Here is a 25,071-nt window from a genome sequence, read left to right as displayed (position 1 = left end):
CCGTTTATATTGCCAGTTAATAGCGTCGATAATGGGGTGAAATAATGACGATTGACATGAGTCAGTTTTTTCAGGTTTTTTTTGATGAGGCTGAGGAACTTCTTGCTGAAAAGGAGAAGTTATTATTAGGTGTTGATATTTCGTCCCCAGATCCTGAAGATCTGAACGCTATCTTTCGTGCAGCGCATTCAATAAAAGGTGGCGCGTCCACATTTGGCCTGACCGATATGACCGAGGTCACACATATTCTCGAATCACTGCTCGATAAAATTCGCAAAGGCGAAATGCATCTGACATCGGACCATGTAGATGCGTTCTTAGCTGCGAAAGATATTTTGAAAATGCAGCTGGATGGACATCGGTTAGGAACTGAAGTTGATTTGGATGCAGTCGGAGATGTTCGCATGTTATTGCAATCATTCGTACAGGATGATTTGGTTCCGAAAGCAAGTGCTGCGCCAAGCATTGCCCATATTAGCCGAAGTGAGGAAGTTCAGGAAAAGTATCATCATTGTTTTAAGGTGACCTTCAAAGAGGTTAAAGAAGCGGATTTGACGTTATTGATTTCAGAATTAGGACTATTGGGTAGGGCATTGAGTGAAAAAAATGCGGATAACCAAGACCTGATTGTCTTGCATACGAATGGTTCCGAGGATGATATTGTGGCCGTTTGTTCATTTATTGTTGATGCTGACAAAATGAAGATTGAAAGTGTCGAGGTACCGATCGAAAGTGCAAAGCATCAGCCTAGTGAAGATGAACTTGGATATGGTTTTTTCGAGCCCCTTGATGCGATGTTTCCCCCTGATGAAAAGGCGGAGCAGGCGGCAGCCTTAAAGGCTGAAGAGGAAAAACGTCAAGCCCAAGAAAATTTAGTTAATGCTGCAAAAGCTCAGCCCAAAAAAGAGGCTGAAAAGCATGCAGCGACACAAGAGTCGTCAACGATTCGAGTCGGCATTGAAAAAGTCGATCAGATCATCAACTTGATTGGTGAATTAGTCATAACGCAAGCAATGTTGACTCAGCGCACTCAAGATTTGGATCCTGTATCGAATGAAAGATTGTTAAGCAGCGTGGCACACTTGACGAGAAATACGCGCGATTTGCAAGAAGCGGTGATGTCGATTCGTATGATGCCAATGGATTATGTCTTTTCGAGATTTCCACGCATGGTTCGGGATTTAGCGCACAAACTCGGAAAGAAAGTTGAATTTGTCACCTACGGTGCATCAACAGAATTAGATAAGGGATTGATCGAACGTATTGTTGATCCTTTGACGCATTTAGTTCGAAACAGCATTGATCATGGTATTGAAATGCCAGCGACTCGACTTGAAAATGGCAAGAGTGAATCGGGCAAGCTGTCTCTTTCGGCGGTACATCAAGGTGGCAATATCGTAATCGAAGTTTGTGATGACGGTGGTGGATTAAACCGTGAGCGAATTCTTTCCAAAGCAAAGCAAAACGGCTTGGTGGTGTCAGATTCGATGTCAGATGCAGATGTCTGGCAATTGATTTTTGCGCCAGGTTTTTCGACGGCTGAAGTGGTCACCGACGTCTCTGGGCGCGGCGTGGGAATGGATGTTGTGAAAAGAAACATCACCCAAATGGGCGGAGTGGTCGATATCCGTTCTGCGAAAGGATTTGGTACTACCATCACGATTTCCTTGCCTTTGACGCTTGCAATTTTGGATGGGATGTCGATCAAAGTCGGAGAAGAAATTTATATTTTACCTTTGGGCTTCGTTGTTGAGTCTTTGCAGCCACAACACGAGGATATCAAAGAGATCAACGGCAAAGGACGTGTTATCAAAATACGTCAAGAATACTTGCCACTAATTCCCTTGTTTGAAACATTCAATATACAGCCTAAGCATACAGATCCTGCGAATGGTATTACGGTAATTGTTGAGGTGGATGGCAAAAAGGCAGCGTTGTTTGTTGATGATCTTGTTGGGCAGCAGCAAGTTGTGGTGAAAAATATCGAATCAAATTATCGAAAGATACCTGGTATTTCGGGTGCCACGATACTCGGTGACGGAGGAGTCTCGTTCATTTTGGATGTCGCGGCCATTTTGCGCTCAGTGCGTTAGGTTTTGAAACAAATTGCATTAAAAGGAATAGATCATGATACAAAGCTCTGATGGGTTAACAAAAAAAGCAGATTCGCAAGAGGGCGATTTGACGACCCACGAATTTCTTGCGTTTACCTTAGGAAGTGAAGAGTACGGTATCGATATTCTGAAGGTGCAAGAAATTCGCGGGTATGAGGCGGTCACTAGGATTGCAAATGCGCCCGATTTTCTGAAAGGCGTGATTAATTTGCGCGGAATTATTGTGCCGATTGTTGATATGCGCATCAAGTTTAATTTAGGTACGCCAACTTACGATCAATTAACTGTCGTAATCATTCTTAACATTGGAACTAGGGTTGTTGGAATGGTCGTAGACAGTGTTTCTGATGTGATGACTTTGCTGCCAGAACAAGTGCGTCCCGCGCCGGAAATGAATACAACTTTCAATGATGACTTCTTGATTGGATTGGGAACACTTGAAGAACGAATGCTGATTTTGGTTGATATTGAGAAGCTCATGTCGAGTCCCGAAATGGGGTTGTTAGATCATGCCGAGTAGTACAAGAAATGAGTAGAAGCAAAAATTAAAAATCATATCATTGATATTTGACGGACAGGACGAGGTAATGGCGAAGCCAGCAGATCGATCAGATGGAGAAAAAGAATTCGCGTTCAATAATCGTGACTTTGATCGAGTAAGAGGTTTGATTTACCAACGTGCAGGGATTTCTTTGTCGGACAGTAAGCAGGAAATGGTTTACAGTCGTTTGGCGAGAAGACTGCGTGCCACTGGGATCGTTTCTTTTGCGACATACCTAGATATGTTGGAGCGTGAGAGTGATAGCGGAGAGTGGGAAGCTTTTACGAACGCACTCACGACCAATTTGACCTCATTTTTTCGTGAAGAACACCATTTTCCAATCTTGGCAGAGCATGTTAAAAATAAACATGGGCACCTTCGAGTTTGGTGTTCCGCGAGTTCGACTGGAGAGGAACCCTACTCGATTGCAATGTGCGTTTGCGAGGCCCTAGGTACACTAAAGCCTAATTTAGAAATTATCGCGACTGATATCGACACGAATGTGTTGGCAATTGCTGCCAGAGGTGTATATAACGCCGATCGAACAGAAAAAATGTCGAGTGAATTGTTAAGGAAGTATTTTTTGCGCGGTCGCGGCAAAAACGAGGGCACAGTTTTGGTACGCCCAGAAATACGCGATTTGATTAGTTTTGAACCTTTGAATTTGCTCGATAACCATTGGAATTTGAGTGGAGAATTCGATGCTATTTTCTGCAGAAATGTCATGATTTATTTCGATAAACCCACGCAATCGAGTATTTTGAAGAAATTCGTGCCTTTATTGAAATCAGACGGACTGTTATTTGCAGGTCACTCCGAAAATTTCCTGTATGTATCGGATGATTTTAAGTTGCGTGGAAAAACTGTCTATGTACTTGCTGGACAAGACGATAAACGTAAGAAGTCAAGCGCTTACGAGTTAAATAAAGGGTGATCCATGAGTCAGTTTAGTGAAGAACACTTTGCCACTAACGTTTATTATGATCGCACTTTTGATTGTGATGCGGCAAAAATTTTACCTGGAGAGTTTTACTTTACTGGTAAAGATATGCTGATTGTCACTGTGTTGGGTTCATGTGTTTCAGCGTGCATTCGAGATCGAGTTTCAGGTGTAGGGGGAATGAATCACTTTATGCTGCCAGATGGTGGTGAGAACTCAGAAAATCCTGTTTCGGCTTCAATGCGCTACGGAACTTATGCAATGGAGGTGCTAATTAATGAATTGCTTAAGGCGGGTGCAAAACGCGAAAATATGGAAGCAAAAGTGTTTGGTGGCGGAAACGTTTTGCGTGGCTTCACGGCCATAAATGTCGGGGAAAGAAACGCTAAGTTTGTTCTCGATTATCTACGTATGGAGAGAATGCGTGTAATCGCCGAAGATCTCAATGATATCTATCCCCGAAAAGTTTATTTCTTTCCACGTACAGGTAAAGTCTTGGTTAAAAAACTGAAAGTTGAACATAACGATACCTTGAAGAAACGTGAATTGGATTACGCTAGCCGATTGAAAAGTGCACCAGTGGGTGGTGATGTGGATCTGTTTTAATGCAGATGATATTCCCGTCCTGAAAAAGGCAATTAGACAAAGCGTGGTAGCGTGAGGGCAGCATGAAAATTAAAGTATTAATCATTGATGATTCTGCATTGATACGAAGTATCTTAAGCGAAATTATTCGTGAAGAGAGTGATATGGAAGTTGTTGGCGTTGCTCCCGACCCAATTGTTGCGCGCGAATTAATTAAACAACATAACCCAGACGTTCTAACACTGGATGTTGAAATGCCTAAAATGGATGGGCTCGATTTCCTTGAGAAGCTTATGCGTTTGCGCCCCATGCCAGTGATCATGGTATCGTCACTTACAGAGCGTGGTTCAGAAATCACGATGCGAGCATTGGAGCTCGGTGCAGTCGACTTTGTCACTAAGCCAAAGTTGTCTATTCAAAGTGGAATGCTTGAATATGCACATGTTATTACCGATAAGATTCGAGCTGCAGCAAAGGCGAAAATTCGTGCCCGAACCCACATCACAGAATCGCATGCACATGCTGTAGTGTCTGTATTGCCCTCGATGCGCAATCCGTTGGTTAGTAGCGAGAAGCTCATCATTGTTGGTGCCTCTACTGGCGGAACGGAAGCGATCAAGAATTTTTTAATGCAAATGCCTTCGGATTGTCCCGGCGTTCTTATTGCGCAGCACATGCCAGAAGGCTTTACAAAGTCATTCGCAAAGCGTCTAGATGGATTATGTAAGATTTCGGTTTCTGAGGCAGTTGGTGGAGAGCGTATTTTGCCAGGGCACGCCTATATCGCTCCTGGACATTCTCACCTCTTACTCGCTCGCAGTGGCGCCAATTACGTGACAGAGTTAAATGATGGAGCCCCAGTAAATCGACATCGCCCTTCAGTGGACGTACTATTCCGATCCGCCGCAAAATTTGCAGGTAAGAATGCAGTAGGCGTTATTTTGACGGGAATGGGGAAAGATGGCGCAGAGGGAATGCTGGAAATGAAAAACGCCGGAGCTTACAATTTTGCGCAAGATGAAGCAAGTTGTGTAGTATTCGGTATGCCTCGGGAAGCGATCGCAGTCGGTGCGGTCAATGAAATTGTTCCTCTGAATGATTTGCCACAAAGAGTGTTGCATTATTTGGATCAACACGGAAGCCGCGCGTTGCGTGTATAACGCAAGTTTTGTAGTAATGGATGTAAATGACGTACCAAAAGATGTTCATATAACCGATAATGTGGAATACCGTCCTTGTGATTTTATGGAGTAAGTTATGGCTGATCAAAACCTCAAATTTTTAGTAGTTGACGATTTCTCGACGATGCGCCGTATTGTGCGTAATCTGTTGAAAGAATTGGGATACTCGAACGTCGATGAAGCCGAAGATGGAGCGCTTGGCCTTGCAAAGTTAAAAAGTGGAGATTTCGATTTCGTAATTTCTGATTGGAATATGCCGAACATGGATGGTCTGACTATGTTGCAACATATTCGTGCCGATCCAGCGCTTGCAAAACTTCCTGTTTTAATGGTGACTGCAGAAGCGAAGAAGGAAAACATTATTGCTGCCGCGCAGGCGGGTGCGAATGGTTATGTGGTAAAACCTTTTACTGCCGCGACTCTTGATGAAAAGTTGTCAAAGATTTTTGAAAAGTTAGGTAAGCCTGCATAAACTTTTTCAGTAAATCGCGGAGCAGCAATGGGAAACGATCAGGTTGAATTGACTCAGCACGATGAATTGTTGATGCGAGTGGGACATATGACTCGCTTGCTGCATGATAGTTTGCGCGGCCTTGGGTTGGACAAATTATTGGAGCGCGCAGCAGAAGACATTCCTGACGCTAGGGATCGTTTGGACTATGTCGCTAAGATGTCTGAGAAAGCAGCACAGCGAGTGTTGAATGCGACCGATGCTGCCATCCCTCTTCAAGAAGAGGTTGACGTTGGTGCAAAACGGTTGCGCTCCACGATGCAACAACTTAAGGCACGCAATCCTAATGAAGATGATTTTCAGTCAGAGCTTGATGAGGTCATTGTTTTTTTAGAATTGGCGAACGAACATTCTCGTGCAACAAAAGCCCATCTAATGGACATTATGATGGCACAGGACTTTCAAGATTTAACTGGACAAGTGATACGACGAGTGACTGAACTTGCTCAAAATCTTGAGCAACAGTTGGTGCAATTGTTGATTGAATACTCGCCTGAACAAGTAAAACGTGTCCAACAAGATGGTCTGTTGAATGGACCTCAGATCAATCCAGAGGGTAAGTCGGATATTGTCTCGAATCAAGGACAGGTGGATGATTTACTCGATAGCCTCGGTTTTTAATTACAAATTTAATTTATGAGTGATGTAAAGTTCATTGTCAGGGAACCTCTGCTCGATCCGTCTCAGCGTGTGATTGGATTTCAGTTGTCATGGCAAAATAATGTGAAAAATGCTGAACTTGATACGTCGGCCTTGAGTGATCTGATGTCGTTTGTGGCAAGAGAACTCGAGGATACTGAAAAGGGTTTTTTACTCGGTGATAGCTTGATATTCTTGGAAGCAGTTCCAGGATTATTGCAGGCAGAGGGGCTGCGCCATTTGTCGCCTAAAAATACCGTTTTGATTTTTTCAAAGCGTTATTTTGGTGACGAAATCTCGTTAGCAGCGATTAAAGAGTTAAGAGCCTTAGGCTTCGGAATATGTTTGAAAAATGCCGATATTTCTGCGCTCGAACGTTCATTTTTTTCTTTGATTACCCATTTTGAAGTGCAACTGGACTCGAGCAACTTAACCGCTCAAGCCAAAATGTATGCGGCGTTGAAACAGTCGAACGTGCAAATGGTGGCAAGAAATGTCGGAAATTGGCAAGATTTTGATGCGTGTGCAGCGTTGGGTTTGTCGAGTTTTGTTGGAAAACTGCATTTGACACCACGTCCGAATATTGCGCAGAAAGGTTTGAATACGACGCAAACCACGATTCTTCAACTTATGGAAATGATACGGAAAAATGCCGACATCCAACAGTTGGAAACGGTCGTTAAGCGTGATGCCGCTTTGGCGTATAAATTACTTCGTTATATTAATTCGGCTGGATTCGGCCTCCGTACAGAAGTCCAATCATTAAAGCATGCTGTCACGATTTTAGGATACAGTCCACTTTATCGTTGGTTGTCGCTTCTATTAGCGACGGCAAGTACGAGTGGTAATTCACCTGTTTTATTGGAAACAGCGATTGTTCGTGGGCGCTTTGCGGAAATACTCGGTCAGCCTTTTATGTCGAAGACCGAGGCAGAAAATTTATTTGTTGCCGGGATGTTTTCACTACTTGATCGGCTATTAGGTTTGCCGATGGAAGAAGTGCTGACGACCATTCAACTACCTGAGCCTGTCGTTGAGGCTTTGGTTTCTCGTAGCGGTATTTATGGGCCCTACCTTGCTTTGGCAGAAGCATGTGAACTGAACAGTATGTTGGTTGCATCTTTGGCTGAAACCTTAAAAATTTCAACCCAAGATGTTAATAAGGCACATCTGTCTGCTCTAGTTTGGGCAAAGAATATCGCAGCCGCATAATATGTCGTAACCTGGACTTTTTCTAGACGCTGTTTTCTGTCTTTCCTAAGCAGCGTATTCTCATTGCCTGATTAATCTATCGTTGCTTTTACGAAGGGGATGTATCCGCATCTCCTTTACCATTCCGCTCGATCCATCCCTTGTTTTTCGATCGCCGTCGCGGCTCCGTTTCTGGATTCTGACCATTTACTCATGAATTAGGGGGAATATTCCTCTCTATTCGTTCGATATCGACGCTTCATTTTCGTGAATAATTTGTCCTCAGGGAAATATTTCATATTGCGCACGCATTGGATCGAAGATGGCAGAAGACAGTGGACTAGAACGAACCGAACCGGCATCGCCGCAGCGCCTCGAAAAAGCGCGTGAAGAGGGGGACGTCCCACGTTCTAAAGAACTCTCAACTTGCACAGTGTTGCTCGCTGCAGGGGGAGGTCTGTACTTTTATGGGGACTCCCTATTTGCGCATTTAGCAAAAAGCATGACGCGTAGCATCGCATTTGATCGGAGCGCTGCATTTGATCTGAATTTTTTGATGATGCAAATTGTAGGCTCGCTTCAAGATGTGTTGCTGGCTTTTGTCCCTATTGCTGGACTATTTCTATTGGCAGCACTTGGTTCTCCATTGTTGATAGGAGGATGGTTGTTTAGTTTTAAGGCAATTGAACCAAAATTTTCCCGACTTGATCCTATTGCGGGGATTGGAAATCTGGTTTCTTCTCGAGCTGGTATCGAGCTGGTTAAGGCGATCTTGAAGACCATACTTGTCGGTGTGATTGCTTGGATGGTCGTGGCACGCCAGAAAGACGCAATTTTTGGTTTGATATATGAACCACTGGATCAATCGATTTCTCATTTGGGGCATATGTTGGGAGTATGTTTCTTAGCAATTGTTGGAGGTTTAGTTTTAATCGCAGCGATAGACGCACCATACCAAATGTGGGCGTATGCAGAGAAACTGAAAATGACACATCAAGAGGTTATTCAAGAGTCAAAAGAGGCAAACGGAAATCCACAAATCAAAGCGAAAATCCGTCAACAACAAAGAGAAATGGCGCGACGTAGGATGATGTCAGAAGTGCCGACTGCAGATGTTGTTGTGACCAATCCGACTCACTTTTCTGTTGCATTGAAATACGCGGATGGAAGCAACGGTGCGCCGCGTGTTGTCGCGAAAGGTGCGGATGCCGTTGCCGCAAAAATTAAAGAGCTAGCGAAAGAGAATAACGTGCCAATTTTGGAGGCGCCACCTTTAGCTCGAGCTTTATTTAAACACACTGAATTAGGTGATGAGATACCTGAAGCACTTTACTCCGCAGTTGCGGAGATTCTCGCTTATGTATTTCAGCTTCGTACCTACCGCAAGACTGGTGGCGTACAGCCAATGGAGCCAAGAAATATTCAAGTACCGAATGGATTAGATCCATTGTCAAATGAAGTTGGAGCGAACGTATGAATTCAATCAAACTCCCTCCATGGTTAGCAGCAATGGGCACGAAAGCGCTGGCGGGGCCGATTCTCATTGTCATGATGTTGGCGATGATGATTTTGCCACTGCCACCGTTCGCTCTCGATATTTTCTTTAGTTTTAATATCGCGCTGTCGATCATCGTATTGTTGACAAGTTTGTACACGGTTAAGCCACTCGATTTCATGGTTTTTCCGACGGTTTTGTTAGTAAGTACAATGCTGCGCCTTTCCTTGAATGTTGCATCGACACGTGTGGTGTTGACGGAAGGGCATACTGGGCCTGACGCAGCGGGGAAAGTAATTGAAGCATTTGGTCATTTCTTAATTGGTGGGAATTATGCGGTTGGTATCGTCGTATTTGTGATTTTGACTATCATTAATTTTTCCGTTGTAACAAAAGGTGCGGGGCGGATTGCGGAAGTCGGTGCGAGATTTGCACTTGATGCGATGCCTGGCAAGCAGATGGCGATCGATGCCGATCTAAATGCTGGTTTAATTGCCGAGCAAGAAGCGCGTCGCCGTCGCACAGAGGTCGCGCAAGAAGCCGAATTTTATGGCGCAATGGATGGTGCGAGTAAATACGTAAAAGGAGATGCTGTTGCCGGTATCATGGTGACGATCATTAACGTCGTCGGTGGCCTAATAGTTGGGATGGTTCAGCATGATTTAGATTTCTCCGCTGCATCCAAGATCTATGCGTTGCTTGCAATTGGTGATGGACTCGTTGCACAAATTCCATCGCTAATCATTTCTACAGCTGCTGGTATTGTCGTCTCGCGAGTCGCGAGTGAACAAGACATCGGCAATCAATTCATCAGCCAGTTATTTGCAAAGCCGCAAGTGATGTATATCACCGCTGCGATTATTGGCAGTCTCGGACTGATTCCCGGCATGCCTAATTTTGTTTTTATTTTGCTGGCCAGTACGCTTGCTGGAGCGGGCTATTTGCTTAAGAAACGTATCGATGCGACGCCGATTGTCGATGAAGCTGCGGCTGCTGCGGCATCAAATATTCCCCAAGCTCCTGAAATGGAAGAGGCAACTTGGCAGGATATCTTACCGGTGGATACGCTTGGCTTAGAAGTTGGGTATCGCTTAATTCCATTGGTTGATAAAAACCAAGGCGGTGAGTTATTACGAAGAATCAAAGGCATTCGAAAGAAATTCGCCCAAGATATTGGTTTTCTTTCACCGCCAGTTCATATTCGTGACAATTTAGAGTTAAAGCCAGGCTCTTACAGAATCGCATTGAAAGGTGTAGAGATTGGTACTGGCGATGCGAATATGGGGCAATTTTTAGCGATTGATCCAGGCATGGTGACGGGGACTTTACCTGGCATTCCTACGACCGATCCAGCATTTGGTTTACCTGCCGTTTGGATCGATGCTGCTGTCCGTGATCAAGCGCAAGCAATGGGCTACACCGTGGTTGATGCAGGCACGGTGATCGCGACGCACTTGAATCATTTAATTACATCAAATGCAGCCGAGCTCTTGGGGCGCCATGAGGTACAACAGTTGTTAGATCATATCGGGAAAGAATCTCCGAAGTTGGTTGAAGACTTAACCCCTCGTTTATTGCCCTTATCCGTCATACAAAAAGTTCTGCAAAATCTATTGATTGAAGGTGTACATATCCGCGATATGCGCACAATAGTTGAGACACTCACTGAATTCGGAGTGCATACGCAAGATCCAACTGAATTAACCGCGCAAGTTAGGATTGCATTGGGGCGGGCGATTGTGCAACAAATTTTCCCGAACGGAAATGAATTGTCTGTGATGACACTCGATAATAAATTAGAGAGATTGTTGATGCAAACTTTGCAGGGGCACGGTGCTGATGGGGCAAGTATGGAGCCAGGTTTAGCGGATACTTTGGCGATGCAAACAGAGATTGCCGCGCAACATCAACAACAGTTGGGGTTGACTCCGGTTTTACTTGTTCCTGGACCATTGCGTGTACTCATGGCTAGATTTTTACGGCGTACTTTGCCGCAGGTGAAAGTCTTATCACATGCAGAGCTTCCTGAAACGAAAACAATAAGAGTTACAAGCCTAGTAGGAGGGCAATCATGAACGTCAGAAAATTTATCGCACCCAGTTCGCGTGAGGCACTAAAAAAAGTACGTGCAATGTTGGGTGAGAATGCTGTTATCTTATCGAATCGTAATATTGATGGTCAGGTTGAAATTCTGGCCATGAATGATGAGGCTTTGACACAAATGGTTCCTCCGGTCGAGCCGAGCCAAAAGATCGAGCAACAGATGCAGTTCAATCCGCGAGCGGGTATGCATAATTCTTCGACGTCTGTATCGCCAATTAAAGCAAAAGACGAAGACTTGCCAAGTCAGGCAGAGGTCGCGTTGATGATGAATGAGATCCGATCAATGCGCAGTATGTTAGAGAGTAAAATGTCAGAAATGACTTGGCTCACAACACAACAAAAAGCACCATACAAAGCAGACGTGATGCGTGAAATGCTCGCGACCGGATTGAGTGCTAGTTTGTCGCGTCATTTAATTGAAAAAATGCCCGAATTTGAGACGTCAGAAGCAGGTCTCGAATGGATTAAATCGATACTTGTTCGAAATCTTTCCACTATCAGTAACGAAAATGAAATCCTTGAGCAAGGCGGTGTTTATGCATTAGTTGGTCCCACTGGCGTTGGGAAAACCACGACAACAGCAAAGCTCGCTGCTCGCTGCGTGATGCGCCATGGCCCATCAAAATTGGCGTTGATTACGACCGATGGCTATCGTATTGGAGGATATGAACAGCTCCGCATTTACGGAAAGATTTTGGGAGTGATGGTTCATTCTGTCAAAGATGAATCTGATTTGAAAATTGCCTTGTCCGAGTTAAAGAATAAACATACGGTACTTATCGATACCGTTGGTGTCAGTCAGCGTGACAAAATGGTCACCCAACAAGTAGCGATGTTGTCTGGCGCAGGTGTCGACGTAAAACGTCTGTTGTGCTTAAACGCAACGTCGACAGGGGAGACCTTAAGTGAAGTAGTTCGGGCTTATCAGGGTGGAGGTTTATCTGGATGTATATTAACGAAGTTGGATGAAGCTGCAACAATTGGTGGTGCACTCGATATAGCGATTCGTCAAAAGTTAAATCTTTATTATGTGGCAAGCGGTCAACGGGTTCCTGAAGATTTGCATTTGGCAAGCAAGCAGTATTTGGTCGATCGAGCCTTTAAATTGAAGCGCGAAACTTCTGCGTATAAATTTCAGAATGAGGAACTTCCGTTGATCATATCCAACATGCAGATGAATACGCATGCAAACATTTCGGGAAATATGGAGGCTAATTTTGCTTAAATATGACCAAGCGGAAGGGCTACGGCGCATGCTGGATATGCCAAAGTTACGCGTGTTGACATTTCTCTCTGCATTGCCCGATTCTGAGCGCAATGGGATGTTAATTAATCTCGCCGCCACATTTGCACAACAAGGTAAGAAGATCTTGCTAGTCGATGCAAAGCCAAGTTCATCTAGTCTGAGCGCTTGGTTAAATTTGAATGCCGATCAGTCATTGTTGGAGGTCGCGCGACAACAGCGTACAATGGACGCTGTAATTAAGGAAGTGTCGCCGGGTCTATCAATAACGCGAATTACGCAAGGAGCTAATCACTCCGCCGCACGACAATCTATGGGAAATAGGGAGTTGGCGAAGGTATTTGATTTGGCCGCCAGTCGTTCTGATCTGGTTGTTGTCGATTGCAATTTGAATTCGGATGACACGTTCTTGATTTCCTCATTCGAGGAAAGTGAGTTGATTATACAAGTGTCTGCTAATCCTGAAACGATTACTCAAGCATATAGTTTGATAAAACGATTGAATAACAAATTGGGCCGGCGCACCTACGGTATCGTTGTATCAGGTGTCGATACGGATCAGGCGCAGCGCGTATTTGCGAATCTATCGATGACAGCAAGGCGTTATTTGGCAGTCGAACTGCAGCTAGTTGGATATGTACCGATTGATGTACATTTGACGCGAGCAACGGAACTTGGACGTGCGGTGATTGACGCTTTTCCGTTTTCAAAAGCGTCGAATGCATTTGTACGAATGGCTGAAAAAATCGTATCAAAAGCGAGCCAAGGTTTACGATTTGAAACAGTCTCGCATTAGCTTCTTTTGCGTAAGAATCAAAGAAAACAACGAAATATTTTATGTACACAGCGAGTGGTAAATCCGATAAAAATTCAATTCTCACTGAGCATGCGCCTCTTGTGAAAAGATTGGCTTATCAATTGAAAGCACGTCTGCCACCCAGTGTTGAAGTTGATGACTTGGTACAAGCGGGAATGATAGGTTTACTTGATGCAGTCAATCGCTACGAAGATAATCACGGAGCGCAATTTGAAACCTATGCAATTCAACGGATTCGCGGTGCGATGTTGGATGAATTGCGAAGTAGTGATTGGTTGCCTCGCGGTGTACGCCAAAATATGCGGAAGATTGAGAATGCAATCAATGAGCTTCAGCAAAAATTGGGGCGCCCTCCGATGGAAACTGAGTTGGCAAAGCATCTCAAACTCAGTTTAATTGACTATCAAGAGCTACTTGGCGAAAGTGGCGGGCATCAATTGCTGTACTACGAAGATTTTCATGATGCAGATACAAAAGAGCATTTTCTTGATCACTTTTGTACTGATGAACGTTCTGGTGATCCACTGCAAGACTTATTGCATGGCGACTTTCGTGATGCTGTGGTTCACGCAATTAACAGTTTGCCTGAGCGCGAAAAATTGTTAATGGGTTTGTACTACGAGCAGGAATTGAATTTGAAAGAAATTGGCGCGGTGATGGGCGTTTCCGAATCACGCGTTTCTCAACTACATAGCCAGGCTGTCGCCCGGTTACGTGCATCATTAAGGGAGCGGGCGTGGACCGGGCTAGCTTAATTGGGATTGTATTGGTTGTGGTTGGCATTCTCTCTGGGCAAGTCCTAGAAGGCGGTCACCTTTCATCTTTATTACAACCTGCGGCGTTTGTTATCGTCGTGGTCAGTACGATCGGTGCAGTGTTACTGCAAAGCCGAATGCCGACATTTATTCGCGGTGTTCAGATGCTTAAATGGATCGTGTTGATGCCAGAAGATAAAAGTCGAAAAAATGTACAAGATGCGCTTGTGTGGAGTGTCGTCGCTCGGCGTGAGGGGTTTTTGAGTCTTGAACGTTATATTGATACCGTGAAAGATCCTTTTATTGAAAAGGGTTTGAAGTTGGTTGTTGACGGAATTGATCCTGAGCGTCTACGGGAAGTATTAGATGTTGATATTTCATTTTATGAAATGGAACAGCGCCAAGCCATTAAGATTTGGGATGCAGCGGGTGGGTATTCACCGACAATTGGAATTTTGGGTGCGGTTCTAGGATTGATTCATGTAATGGAAAATTTGAGCGATCCGAATAAACTGGGGGGAGGAATCGCTGTTGCTTTTGTGGCCACCATTTATGGGGTCGGGTTGGCTAATTTGTTTTTTTTGCCAGTTGCGAACAAACTCAAAGAGATTGTGTCAAAAGAAGTTGTTCGTCGTGAGATGCTGGCGGATATTTTCTTTAGCATTGCACAAGGGGACAGTCCGCGCATTGTTGAAGAACGTCTGTCAAATCACAAATCTAAAAGTTGAACGGGATTGGTGCTATGGCCCGTAAAAAATATGAAGAAGAACCCGATAATCATGAGCGTTGGCTTGTGTCCTACGCTGACTTCATGACCTTGCTATTTGCTTTTTTTGTAGTTATGTATGCAATTTCATCGCTTAATGAAGGGAAATATCGCGTTTTATCGAATGCATTGAATGGCGCATTCGGAACTGCAATGATACCTGGTGGTGAAATTGTAAATTTAAAGCAGCACCAAGCTTCATTGGTGGAACCACTCCCCTTAATTAAACCTAAAGTCAACGAGCCTTTAAAAAAAGAGCGCGAGAGAATGACGCATGTTGCCCGCGATTTGATGACGGCGCTTGAACCCTTGGTGCGAGAAGGGAAAGTTCGTGTGACGCAAACGAGTCGTGGAGTGTCAATTGAAATTAATGCGAGTTTGCTGTTTGGGCAAGGTGAGGCAAAACTGAATTCTGATTCAATGCAAACGCTAAAAGCAATTGCTGAAGTCTTAAAAACAGATAACCATTCCATTCAAGTCGAAGGATTTACCGATAACCTGCCGATAAAGAATTCAATATTTCCGTCAAATTGGGAGTTATCGGCAACGCGTGCAAGCACTGTAGCACGATTATTCATGGAGACGGGGGTTGATGAAAACCGAATAACGGCGGTTGGACAGGGACCTAAATTTCCGGTTGGCTCAAATGATACGGCAGATGGTAGGGCTCGAAATCGTCGTGTTACGATCACTATTCTTGCGGTAATTCCAGAGACGCCCGTCGACGTCCCAATTGCGCCAACACCAAAACAATAGTAAGTTCTGTTGAATAAAATGGTTCGGGTCTAGACGGGGATATCTAGAACGCATTTCAGATTGAAAAGGTAAACTCAGCCAGCGACAATACCACGTGCTGCGGATGCTTTTATTTTTGATTGACCATCTGCGCCATACATAGAACCTGCTTGGTGATTATTTCCACTTTGGAGGATACTAAGAGTCGCTTGGTTTTTATTGATTTGACGATTGATGAGCAAACCATTTGTTTTGTTTTGCTCTTGTGCTGTGCTTGAAATCTGAATTAAGGTCTGCCACAAGCTTTGCAAAGCCTTCGCGTCCGCGTCACCTGAAAAAAGTGCTTGCATACCTTTTGCATCATTAGGCAAGCCAAGCTGATTCATGGCGTGACTGCGGCTTTTTTCTAATTCAACAATTTGTGTCAGCAATTGGTTCTTGTTTGGTGTAATTAATTCTAGTTTTTCTGACTCGTTATTGACTAACACTTGTTGCTCTTCGCTGAGAAGTAGCGACAAAGATTGCATCACCTGCACTTCTTGCTCGATGATTTGTTTTAATTGGGAAGCGTTAGTCAAAATTGGGTTCATGTGGGTTGTCTTCTGGCATTGAGTAAATCTTTTACCGTCTCAAGCAAGCCATCTGCTACTTTTTCGGCATCGACTTGAAAGCGTCCTTCAGCAATCGCCAATTTAATTTCTTCTACTTTTTTGGCTTCAAATACTGCACCGCTAGCCTGAGTTCTTTGCATTGTTTGCAATTGAACAGAAAGTGGTGAAATCTGTACATTGTGTGAAGGTGTAGTAGACACCTTCGCATTGTCCCCAGCCTTGTCTGCCCGTGGCGCCGGAGGGCTACTTGGCAGTCCTTGGGTTGAGTTTAGCGAGTCGTTAATTTTCACGGTGATACCTCTGTGGTTGGATTGACATACATCTACATCCTATATAACGGCTCGCTATTTTTAAACTTTAACCTTATTTTTAGAAACCTGTTAGGCAACAGTAAAAAAACATCTTTTTACTACTCTTGAGTTTCGAATTGACTCCGCTTATTGAACTTCGATAAATCCGCCAGACCTAGCGATTCCACTGACGAACTGGCCAGATAAAGTTTTCGCTCTAATGAGCTGTCCTTCGATTGCCTGTTGTATGGCGATGGCGTCATTGGATACCCGAAAACCGGGACCTTGGCTGATCACTTTGATGCTTTGGCCCTGAAGAATCACTGGGACGGATTTAAACAGGTCATGACGTAAAGTGACACCCGCTGGGTGCGTTGCTAGCATTGTTTTGCCGATTGCTTGTTGCTTATCTGTGATTGTGCCCATAGGTTGATTGCTGATTTCCCCGCGAATTTTCAACAGATCTTCTTCTGAAAGAGTCTGCCCAGCATTGAGTGGGTTTTTGCTGACGAAGTATTCAGCATACACGCGGACTTGGGCTGCAACATAAATTACCCAACCCTTTGGTGCTGAACATCGAAGTCCGACTGTTACTTTCCCCCAAACCTTGGCTCCCGCGGGGAGAAAGCTTTTGAGATCCGAACAGGGTGTGAGTTTAAGTCTCGGATCAATCGGTTTCACTTCAATCACATAAGGATCTTTTAGACCCTGAGATTGTTCCTTCAAGAAGTTTTCGACTTCTATCGTTAGTCTTTGAACATCTTCTTGTATAGATTGATTTTGCCCATTGGCGATAGCGGACACACCTAATAGTGTCAACGTCAAGAATGTCGAAATCAACCAGTTTTTCACGTCGCGCTCTCTACTTTGATAAAAAAAATTTTTGTTGAGAAGGATTGTAATTGCGTTGGTGGGAATCAATCGTGCGAATAGACGAGTTTTTTGGTCTTTTATCGAACGATTGAACTCGACAGTACGGGACTACTATGTTTCATGTGAAAAGACCGCGTTGCCGCTAGTTGTTATTTTAGTGTCTGCTGTTTGCAATGGCGGAAAGGCGAAATGGATGGAGATCGTGATGAATAAATTGGATGACTATATGCGTTTTAATCAGTTGGCGCTGTCAGTTAGGGGGCAGCGACAACAATTACTAGCATCAAACATTGCAAATGCAGATACGCCAAATTATAAGGCGCGCGATATTGATTTTGGTACTGCGATGAGTGCAGCACTCGGAAAAACGGACGCTGTAAAGGATCTTCATAAAACCTCAGCGGCACACTTTAGTCAAGCCAATACGGTTGCTGGTTTGCCCCCTGCTTTTCGGAAGGAAGTCCAGGGAAACGTTGATGGAAATACCGTGGATATGGATGTCGAACGCAATGCCTTTACGGAAAATGCTCTTAAATATGAAGCAAGTTTAACGATGATTAACATGCAAATCAAAAGCATGTTGACTGCTATTCAAGGTTGAATATCATGTCTCTATTTAAAGTTTTTGATGTATCTGGCTCTGCAATGAGCGCACAGGCGCAGCGGCTTAATGTCGTGTCCAGTAATTTGGCTAACGCTGACAGTGTAACGAGTTCGAATGGACAAGCTTACCGAGCGAAACAGGTAGTTTTTTCTGCCATGCCAACTAGTGAAGCTGCTTCGACAGGTGTGAAAGTAACGCAGGTCGTCGAGGATCCGAATCCGCCCAAGCTAATGTATGACCCAAAGCATCCACTTGCCGATGAAAAGGGATATGTCGCTATGCCCAATGTGAATGTGGTTGAAGAAATGGTCAACATGATCTCTGCGTCGCGCTCTTATCAAACAAATGTTGAAACGATGAACGCTGCGAAAACCATGCTTTTGAAAACCTTAAGTATCGGCCAAAGCTAATTCATGTTGACTTGATAAAGGAATAATGATGAGTACCATTAATACACAAACAGTTGATCCAACCTTGCTGAACACAATGAACGGCAATAAGGGCGCGAAAAATTCGGTTCAAGAGGCGCAAGACCGATTCATGACTTTGTTGGTTACACAAATGAAGAATCAGGATCCACTTAATCCACTGGACAATGCTCAAGTTACAAGCCAATTAGCTCAATTGTCCACCGTCACCGGTATCGACAAATTAAATGAAACAATGAATTCGATGAGCGCGAGTTTTCAAAGTAGTCAGAATTTGCAATCGGCAAGCATGATCGGTCACGGTGTTGTTATTCCTGGAAGTAGCGTAGAGCTTAAAGATGGCAAATCAATACTCGGATTTGATTTGCCATCATCCGCAGACAAGATTCAAGTCTTGATTAAGGATGCGAGTGGAACAGTAGTAAAAACCTTGACTCCCAGTGCGATGACAGGCGGCTTTAATTCGATGACTTGGGATGGCAAGACGGATGCGGGAACCAACGCGGCAAATGGTAACTACACTTTTGAGGTGAGTGCAACCGCGGCAGATCAAAAGTTAAAGGTCACTCCCTATGCATTTGGACTGGTTTCAAGTGTCGCGTTCGGTAGCCAAGGCACCACACTTAGTATTTTGAACATGGGTGACGTTGCGATGGCTGATGTAAAGCAGGTTTTTTAATTCGATAACAGCGTCATTACGCAACTTTCTTTGATATGCCGTGTTTCTCTAAGATCAGAAATAGGCGCAATGCGTTGCAATAGCTTGAAGTAGTTACTTTATATCCAATCAAGAGGAGAAATGTCATGGGTTTTCAACAAGGTCTAAGTGGATTAAATGCCACGTCGAAATCACTGGATGTGATTGGAAATAATATTTCTAATGCTAGCACCGTCGGTTTCAAGATGGCGCAAGCGCAGTTTGCGGACGTATTCGCCAATTCGTTAAGCGGAGCGGGCGGGAATGGGGTTGGTATTGGTGTGAAGGTACAAAGCGTTGTGCAACTTTTCACGCAGGGTAATATCAGCTCAACGAATAATCCACTCGATATTGCGATTAATGGTTCAGGCTTCTTTAGGATGTCGACCAATGGTTCAATTACATACAGTCGGAATGGCCAATTCTCGCTCGACAAAGAAGGTTACATTGTGAATGCTCAAGGGGCACAACTAACTGGTTATGCAGCCGATTCAAATGGCGTGTTGTCAACTGGTTCAGCTGTGCCACTCAACATTAATACGAATGATATTCCACCAAAACAAACCGATACGGTGAATGCGGTGCTCAATCTTGATTCGAGGTCATTGGTACCTGGGACCCAACTACCCGTCGCATCACCTCCAGTGATTATTCCGGTGGCATTTTCGATCACGGATCCTGGTTCCTACAACAATGCAACCAGTGTCGCGGTTTTTGATAGTTTGGGTAATTCACATGTTTTGCAAACTTTCTTCGTAAGGGTTGATGCGGCGGTGCGTCCTCCACCAGTTGCGGTGCCACCAGCAGCCCAAGTTTCTGCCGAATGGGATGTCTTTGCTGCAGTTGATGGAGTCTTGATTGCAGGGACTGCTCCAGCGCCAGCGCCGACAAACTCTGTCGGCACGATTGGCTTTGACGCGTTTGGTAAGATGGTCGGCGCAACGCCAAACTTTTCCGTTAATGACACGAACGCATTCGCGATCGATATTCCTGTTACTACCGGCGCGGTGACGCCAATCTCGAGTCCGACGGTTAAATACGACATGACTGGAATGACGCAATATGGTTCAGCTTTTAGCGTCAATGCGATCAAGCAAGATGGATATACCTCCGGTAAGTTGTCGAAGTTTAATACCTCGAAAGATGGCACGATAGTCGGGAGTTATACGAATGGGCGAACTGCGGTACTAGGTCAGGTCGCGATGGCAAATTTCACGAATCCAAACGGTTTGCAATCATTGGGTGACAATCAGTGGACCGAGACAGCGACTTCCGGTTCTGCATTGGTGGGGGTGCCGGGTTCGGGAAGTCTTGGCGTTCTTACCTCCAGTGCGACAGAAGATTCGAATACTGATTTGACAGGCGAGTTAGTAAATATGATTACCGCGCAACGGGTTTACCAAGCAAATGCACAGACGATCAAGACACAAGATCAGATTTTGCAAACATTGGTTAATTTACGCTAGAAATTAGCCGAACTATTTGGGGCAGTTAAACGGTGATTTTACTTGTTGAAACGAATTGCATGTAAGTGAGAAGTTAATATGGATCGATTAATTTATACCGCTATGACCGGGGCAAAGCATATCCTCGAGCAGCAAGCGACGACTTCTCACAATCTTGCTAATTCTACGACAACCGGCTTTCGCGCGCAGCTCGACTCTTTTCGTGCGGTGCCTGTGATCAGTGAAGGATTGCCAACGCGAGCCTTTGTTGTCGATGCAACCGTTGGAACTGATTTTTCGACAGGTAGTTTGCAAAATACTGGGCGTGATTTAGATGTGGCGATTCAAGGGAAGGGGTGGCTTGTTGTACAGGCAGACGATGGCTCCGAAAAATTGACCCGTCATGGCAGTTTAAAAGTGAGTGAAAACGGGGTTTTGCAGACACAATCCGGCCTGAATGTCGTTGGTGATGGTGGGCCGATTACGATTCCTCCTGAGGTGACGATTGCGATTGCTAAGGACGGAACAATTTCAAGTATTCCGATGGGAACCAAGCCGAATGCTGTGCAAGTGCTCGGTCGGCTCAAATTGGTTAATCCACCAGAGTCGAATTTGGTGAGAGATAGTGATGGGCTCTTTAAAACGGCAGATGGTGTAAATGCTGATGCTGATGCGGCGGTCTCGGTTGCTGGTGGGATGCTTGAGGGCAGTAATGTGAATGTCGTGGAATCGATGGTCACCATGATTAATTTGGCACGGCAGTTTGAATTACAAATGAAATTGCTGACCAATGCTGAGAGTAACGCAACAAAAGCTAGTCAAATCCTCGCATTGAGTTGATTGACTTTGGCGCACAATAACAAAGTACGAGTCGGCTTTCAGTTTGTTTAGATTGTTGTTGGCGTCAACTAGGAGAAAAACATGATACGGTCTTTATGGATTGCGAAAACTGGACTTGATGCTCAGCAAACGCAAATGGATGTGATTAGCAATAATCTTGCGAATGTGAGCACGACTGGCTTCAAACGATCCCGCGCCGTGTTTGAGGACTTGCTTTATCAAACAATTCGCCAACCCGGTGCACAGAGTTCGCAACAAACTCAGTTACCCTCAGGCTTACAGTTAGGTGTTGGTGTTCGCCCTGTCGCGACCGAGAGAATTTTTACTCAAGGGAATTTACAACAGACTGGGAATAGCAAAGATTTGGCGATTAATGGACAAGGTTTTTTTCAGGTTCTCATGCCAGACGGTACAACCGGTTATACGCGTGACGGATCGTTTCAGGTCGATAACCAAGGACAAATGGTGACATCTAGTGGATTCGTGATTCAACCTGCAATTACGATACCGGCAAATGCGCAGAGTATTACTGTTGGGCGAGATGGAACTGTTTCGGTGACACAACCAGGATCACCTGCACCAGTGCAGGTTGGCTCGATTCAACTAGCGACTTTCATTAATCCAGCAGGTCTAATGGGGCTTGGTGAGAATCTTTATGTTGAAACCGCAGCCTCTGGAAACCCTGGAACAAATACACCAGGAACAAATGGGGCTGGACTATTGGTTCAAAGTTTTGTTGAAACATCGAACGTCAATGTCGCAGAAGAATTGGTGAGCATGATTCAAACTCAGCGCGCTTATGAAATCAATAGTAAGGCTATCACCACGTCAGATCAAATGTTGCAACGCTTGTCGCAGCTTTGATAGTTTGAACTGAAGTATGCGTTTTTTGAATTCAATTGAGGTGGCAAAAATGAATGTGCTAAGAGGAGCGTTTTCTTTGGTTGGACCGTTAGTTTTAGCGGCATGTGCGGTGACACCTGCACCGATCGTAAATCAACCGACTATGGCCTACGCACAAACCGCAAAACCTCAACGTGAAGCGAATGGTGCCATCTTTCAAGCGTCGACATATCGTCCGCTTTTTGAAGATTACAAAGCGCGTCACATGGGCGATATTTTAACGATAGCGATCAGTGAGAATACATCTGCAGCGAAAGCTGCTGCATCATCCGGTAGCAAAGCTGGTGGAGCATCGTTTGCGGCGCCCACGATCCTTGGGATTCCTAGTACAACGACAGCAAAAGCATCGCTCTCGACTTCAGCTTCGACCAAGTTTGATGAGAAAGGTGCGGAGACGGCTAGCAATACTTTTACTGGGACGATTGCAGTGACGGTCATCGATGTGCTGGCAAATGGAAACCTGTTAGTGAGCGGGGAAAAGCAAATCGCCTTCAACAAAGGTGCCGAGTATGTGCGTTTTTCTGGTGTCGTCAATCCACAAACAATTAGTGCTGCGAATACCGTGTCTTCGACTCAAGTTGCGGATGCGCGTTTTGAATATCGGTCAACTTCAAGGATTGATTTAGCTGAGGCAAATTCGCTACTTACGCGTTTCTTTTTGAGTTTTTTACCGTTCTAGAGAAGATTGGAGTTGGCAATGAATATCTTCCCAACCAAAACTAATTGGGTTCCGAGGTTGATCACGATTGGTTTGTTGTTTTTGGTGAGTTTTGCGCAAAGTGTTAGCGCAGAAAGAATTAAGGATCTCGCTGGTATTCAAGGCGTTCGACAAAATCAATTGATGGGATATGGCTTGGTTGTCGGTTTGGATGGGAGTGGTGATCAGACAACACAGACACCTTTTACGGTTCAAAGCATCATTAGCATGATGCAACAGATGGGAGTCAGTATCCCCGTCGGAACAAGTTTGCAATTGAAGAACGTTGCTGCAGTGATGGTGACAACGTCTTTGCCACCCTTTTCGCAGCCAGGACAGACTCTGGATGTCACGGTCTCGTCGATGGGAAATGCGAAAAGTCTGAAAGGAGGCACCTTACTGATGACGCCTTTGAAAGGGGCTGACAATCAAATTTATGCCATGGCGCAAGGCAACGTTCTCGTTGGCGGCGTCGGCGCAACCGCAAACGGCAGTAAAGCGCAAGTGAATCATTTGAGCGTAGGGCGGATTTCCGCCGGCGCCACTGTTGAAAAAGCAGTTCCTTCGCCATTAGGCAACGGCAATAGTATTCAATTAGAGCTCAATTCAGCAGATTTCTCGACTGCTAGCCGTGTCGTGGAGGCGATCAATGCGCGCTTCGGCGCGAACACCGCCGCCGCAGTAGATGGACGGGTTATTCAAGTAAAAGCACCACAGGCGAATGATCAACGCGTCACCTTTTTGGGTTTGCTAGAAAGCTTAGATGTCATACCTGCGCAATCCGCGGCCAAGGTGATTTTAAATGCGAGAACCGGATCGATTGTGATGAACCAATCAGTTAGTCTCGAAACTTGTGCGGTCGCTCATGGTAATTTGAGTGTCGTTGTCAGTACTGATAATGCAGTGAGTCAACCGAATGCTTTATCGGAAGGACAAACAGCATCAGTTGGGAATTCGAATATTTCGATTACGAAAGAAGGCGGCCAATTGTTAATGCTGAAGGCAGGCGCATCGCTGTCGGAAGTGGTGAAGGCGTTAAATTCAATCGGCGCAACGCCACAAGATCTACTCGCAATTTTGCAGGCGATGAAGGCATCTGGTGCTCTGCGTGCTGATTTGGAAATTATTTAAGGATTGATAATGATAGGTCGTGCTGACATATCCGATAAGCTTGCGTTTGATAGTAAAGGGCTTGACTCGCTTCGGCACTCGACTCGAGAAAATTCACCAGAGTCAATCAAAGCTGCCGCCACGCAGTTTGAAGCACTGTTTATCAATATGATGATGAAGTCAATGCGTCAAGCAAGTGCCAGTGAGGGCGGGATGTTCGACAATGAACAAAGCAAGATGTTCACCTCAATGATGGATCAACAGCTTTCACAAAAAATGGCAAGTCGCGGAATTGGTTTAGCTGATGCGATGGTTAGGCAGTTAAGCAATAATGCCATGACACAAGCGTTACAATCGGAGGAAGCGCCAGCGATGCCAATGGGGGGAATTGGTTCTGTCGATCAGTATGTTCAACAGCAAAAACTAGGTATTCAAGCTAGTCAGCTATTGGCGACAACTGGAACGATTGAGTCCAACTCAAGCGCTAAGCACGTCCAAGAGTTCACGCAAAAGCTGGGACCGCACGCGGAACTCGCCAGTCAATCGAGTGGAATACCAGCAAAATTTATGTTGGGACAAGCGGCACTAGAGAGCGGGTGGGGTAAAAAAGAGATAAAAGCAATGGATGGCAGCACGAGTCACAATGTATTTGGCATTAAGGCAAATGCTGGTTGGAAAGGTAAAACTGTTGATGCATTGACCACGGAATATGTTAATGGTGTCGCTTATCAAAAAGTGGAAAAATTCCGAGCGTACGACAACTACGGCGACGCATTTCGCGACTACGCGAAGCTGATCTCTGATAATCCACGTTATCAGCAAGTCATGCAAAGCACGGATGATCCGTCGAAATTTGCACAAGCATTGCAGAAAGCCGGTTATGCAACGGATCCAATGTATGCCCAAAAATTGAATAAACTGATACATCAATCCTTTTCAGGCTAGTCCAATTACGAA

Annotated in this window: 27 protein-coding genes; 24 read left to right on the top strand and 3 right to left on the bottom strand. The window is 44.8% G+C overall.

What is annotated here, in order from left to right:
* Positions 1–44 precede the first annotated feature (44 nt).
* The 15 genes from cheA (at position 45) to motD (ending at position 15,637) form a co-directional block, all read left to right on the top strand.
* Entirely contained in the window at positions 45–2,093 is a 2,049-nt protein-coding gene (gene cheA, locus KDM90_RS02115) for a chemotaxis protein CheA (RefSeq protein WP_212673941.1), read from the top strand.
* A 34-nt stretch (positions 2,094–2,127) separates the two neighbouring features.
* Entirely contained in the window at positions 2,128–2,634 is a 507-nt protein-coding gene (locus KDM90_RS02110; protein ID WP_212673940.1) for a chemotaxis protein CheW, read from the top strand.
* 67 nt (positions 2,635–2,701) lie between these two features.
* Positions 2,702–3,589, top strand: coding sequence for a CheR family methyltransferase (locus tag KDM90_RS02105; RefSeq protein ID WP_212673939.1), 888 nt, complete (start codon positions 2,702–2,704; stop codon positions 3,587–3,589).
* Positions 3,590–3,592: 3 nt separating this feature from the next.
* Entirely contained in the window at positions 3,593–4,201 is a 609-nt protein-coding gene (gene cheD, locus KDM90_RS02100) for a chemoreceptor glutamine deamidase CheD (RefSeq protein WP_212673938.1), read from the top strand.
* 62 nt (positions 4,202–4,263) lie between these two features.
* On the top strand, positions 4,264–5,340 hold the full coding sequence (locus KDM90_RS02095) for a protein-glutamate methylesterase/protein-glutamine glutaminase (protein ID WP_212673937.1): 1,077 nt from the start codon (positions 4,264–4,266) through the stop codon (positions 5,338–5,340).
* Positions 5,341–5,437: 97 nt separating this feature from the next.
* Positions 5,438–5,833 carry a chemotaxis response regulator CheY gene (gene cheY, locus KDM90_RS02090; RefSeq protein ID WP_186889376.1) on the top strand — a complete coding sequence of 132 codons (396 nt, stop codon included), beginning with the start codon at positions 5,438–5,440 and terminating at the stop codon, positions 5,831–5,833.
* Between the two features lie 27 nt (positions 5,834–5,860).
* Positions 5,861–6,493, top strand: coding sequence for a protein phosphatase CheZ (cheZ, locus tag KDM90_RS02085; RefSeq protein ID WP_212673936.1), 633 nt, complete (start codon positions 5,861–5,863; stop codon positions 6,491–6,493).
* A gap of 15 nt (positions 6,494–6,508) precedes the next feature.
* Positions 6,509–7,723: an EAL and HDOD domain-containing protein gene (locus tag KDM90_RS02080; RefSeq protein ID WP_212673935.1), complete on the top strand. Its 1,215-nt coding sequence runs from the start codon at positions 6,509–6,511 to the stop codon at positions 7,721–7,723.
* 301 nt (positions 7,724–8,024) lie between these two features.
* Positions 8,025–9,179 (top strand): flagellar biosynthesis protein FlhB, encoded by a 1,155-nt coding sequence (flhB, locus tag KDM90_RS02075; RefSeq protein ID WP_212673934.1) that lies wholly within the window; start codon positions 8,025–8,027, stop codon positions 9,177–9,179.
* Positions 9,176–11,272 carry a flagellar biosynthesis protein FlhA gene (flhA, locus tag KDM90_RS02070; protein WP_212673933.1) on the top strand — a complete coding sequence of 699 codons (2,097 nt, stop codon included), beginning with the start codon at positions 9,176–9,178 and terminating at the stop codon, positions 11,270–11,272. Before flhB ends, flhA begins: the two co-directional genes overlap by 4 nt.
* Positions 11,269–12,525, top strand: coding sequence for a flagellar biosynthesis protein FlhF (gene flhF, locus KDM90_RS02065; RefSeq protein WP_212673932.1), 1,257 nt, complete (start codon positions 11,269–11,271; stop codon positions 12,523–12,525). Before flhA ends, flhF begins: the two co-directional genes overlap by 4 nt.
* Positions 12,518–13,339: a MinD/ParA family ATP-binding protein gene (locus tag KDM90_RS02060; protein ID WP_212673931.1), complete on the top strand. Its 822-nt coding sequence runs from the start codon at positions 12,518–12,520 to the stop codon at positions 13,337–13,339. Before flhF ends, KDM90_RS02060 begins: the two co-directional genes overlap by 8 nt.
* A 41-nt stretch (positions 13,340–13,380) precedes the next feature.
* The gene (locus KDM90_RS02055) at positions 13,381–14,115 is read left to right on the top strand and encodes an RNA polymerase sigma factor FliA (RefSeq protein ID WP_212673930.1); all 735 of its coding nucleotides are present in this window, start codon (positions 13,381–13,383) and stop codon (positions 14,113–14,115) included.
* Positions 14,097–14,843 carry a flagellar motor protein gene (locus KDM90_RS02050; protein ID WP_212673929.1) on the top strand — a complete coding sequence of 249 codons (747 nt, stop codon included), beginning with the start codon at positions 14,097–14,099 and terminating at the stop codon, positions 14,841–14,843. Before KDM90_RS02055 ends, KDM90_RS02050 begins: the two co-directional genes overlap by 19 nt.
* 14 nt (positions 14,844–14,857) lie before the next feature.
* Complete coding sequence (gene motD / locus KDM90_RS02045; protein ID WP_212673928.1) at positions 14,858–15,637, top strand: flagellar motor protein MotD; 780 nt, start codon at positions 14,858–14,860, stop codon at positions 15,635–15,637.
* Positions 15,638–15,711: 74 nt separating this feature from the next.
* Here motD and KDM90_RS02040 read toward each other — a convergent pair whose 3' ends face one another.
* From KDM90_RS02040 to flgA, 3 genes are all read right to left on the bottom strand, one after another.
* Positions 15,712–16,206, bottom strand: a complete 495-nt coding sequence (locus KDM90_RS02040) for a flagella synthesis protein FlgN (protein ID WP_212673927.1) — start codon at positions 16,204–16,206, stop codon at positions 15,712–15,714.
* The gene (gene flgM / locus KDM90_RS02035; RefSeq protein ID WP_212673926.1) at positions 16,203–16,517 is read right to left on the bottom strand and encodes a flagellar biosynthesis anti-sigma factor FlgM; all 315 of its coding nucleotides are present in this window, start codon (positions 16,515–16,517) and stop codon (positions 16,203–16,205) included. The genes KDM90_RS02040 and flgM overlap by 4 nt, the downstream gene beginning before the upstream one ends.
* Positions 16,518–16,664: 147 nt before the next feature.
* Entirely contained in the window at positions 16,665–17,369 is a 705-nt protein-coding gene (gene flgA / locus KDM90_RS02030; protein ID WP_212673925.1) for a flagellar basal body P-ring formation chaperone FlgA, read from the bottom strand.
* A 223-nt stretch (positions 17,370–17,592) separates the two neighbouring features.
* On the opposite strand from flgA, the gene flgB reads away from it, so the two are divergent.
* The 9 genes from flgB to flgJ all read left to right on the top strand — a co-directional run bounded on the left by flgB (position 17,593) and on the right by flgJ (position 25,059).
* On the top strand, positions 17,593–17,991 hold the full coding sequence (gene flgB / locus KDM90_RS02025; protein WP_212673924.1) for a flagellar basal body rod protein FlgB: 399 nt from the start codon (positions 17,593–17,595) through the stop codon (positions 17,989–17,991).
* Between the two features lie 5 nt (positions 17,992–17,996).
* Positions 17,997–18,404 (top strand): flagellar basal body rod protein FlgC, encoded by a 408-nt coding sequence (gene flgC / locus KDM90_RS02020; RefSeq protein WP_212673923.1) that lies wholly within the window; start codon positions 17,997–17,999, stop codon positions 18,402–18,404.
* Between the two features lie 25 nt (positions 18,405–18,429).
* Positions 18,430–19,101: a flagellar hook assembly protein FlgD gene (locus KDM90_RS02015; protein ID WP_230409552.1), complete on the top strand. Its 672-nt coding sequence runs from the start codon at positions 18,430–18,432 to the stop codon at positions 19,099–19,101.
* Positions 19,102–19,226: 125 nt separating this feature from the next.
* A complete protein-coding gene (gene flgE, locus KDM90_RS02010; RefSeq protein ID WP_212673922.1) occupies positions 19,227–20,585 on the top strand; it encodes a flagellar hook protein FlgE in 1,359 nt (452 codons plus the stop codon).
* Positions 20,586–20,663: 78 nt separating this feature from the next.
* Positions 20,664–21,404, top strand: a complete 741-nt coding sequence (flgF, locus tag KDM90_RS02005; protein ID WP_212673921.1) for a flagellar basal-body rod protein FlgF — start codon at positions 20,664–20,666, stop codon at positions 21,402–21,404.
* 81 nt (positions 21,405–21,485) lie between these two features.
* Positions 21,486–22,268, top strand: a complete 783-nt coding sequence (gene flgG, locus KDM90_RS02000) for a flagellar basal-body rod protein FlgG (protein WP_212673920.1) — start codon at positions 21,486–21,488, stop codon at positions 22,266–22,268.
* Between the two features lie 16 nt (positions 22,269–22,284).
* Positions 22,285–22,986 carry a flagellar basal body L-ring protein FlgH gene (locus tag KDM90_RS01995; protein WP_230409551.1) on the top strand — a complete coding sequence of 234 codons (702 nt, stop codon included), beginning with the start codon at positions 22,285–22,287 and terminating at the stop codon, positions 22,984–22,986.
* An 18-nt stretch (positions 22,987–23,004) separates the two neighbouring features.
* Positions 23,005–24,135, top strand: a complete 1,131-nt coding sequence (locus tag KDM90_RS01990) for a flagellar basal body P-ring protein FlgI (protein WP_212673919.1) — start codon at positions 23,005–23,007, stop codon at positions 24,133–24,135.
* Positions 24,136–24,144: 9 nt separating this feature from the next.
* Entirely contained in the window at positions 24,145–25,059 is a 915-nt protein-coding gene (gene flgJ / locus KDM90_RS01985; protein ID WP_212673918.1) for a flagellar assembly peptidoglycan hydrolase FlgJ, read from the top strand.
* The last annotated feature ends 12 nt before the right edge of the window (positions 25,060–25,071 follow it).

Origin of the sequence: Affinundibacterium fentianense (genome assembly GCF_018139545.1) — a bacterium.
GTDB classification, from domain to species: Bacteria; Pseudomonadota; Gammaproteobacteria; order Burkholderiales; family Burkholderiaceae_D; genus Undibacterium; species Undibacterium fentianense.
This window is presented reverse-complemented; position numbering and strand designations above follow the sequence as displayed.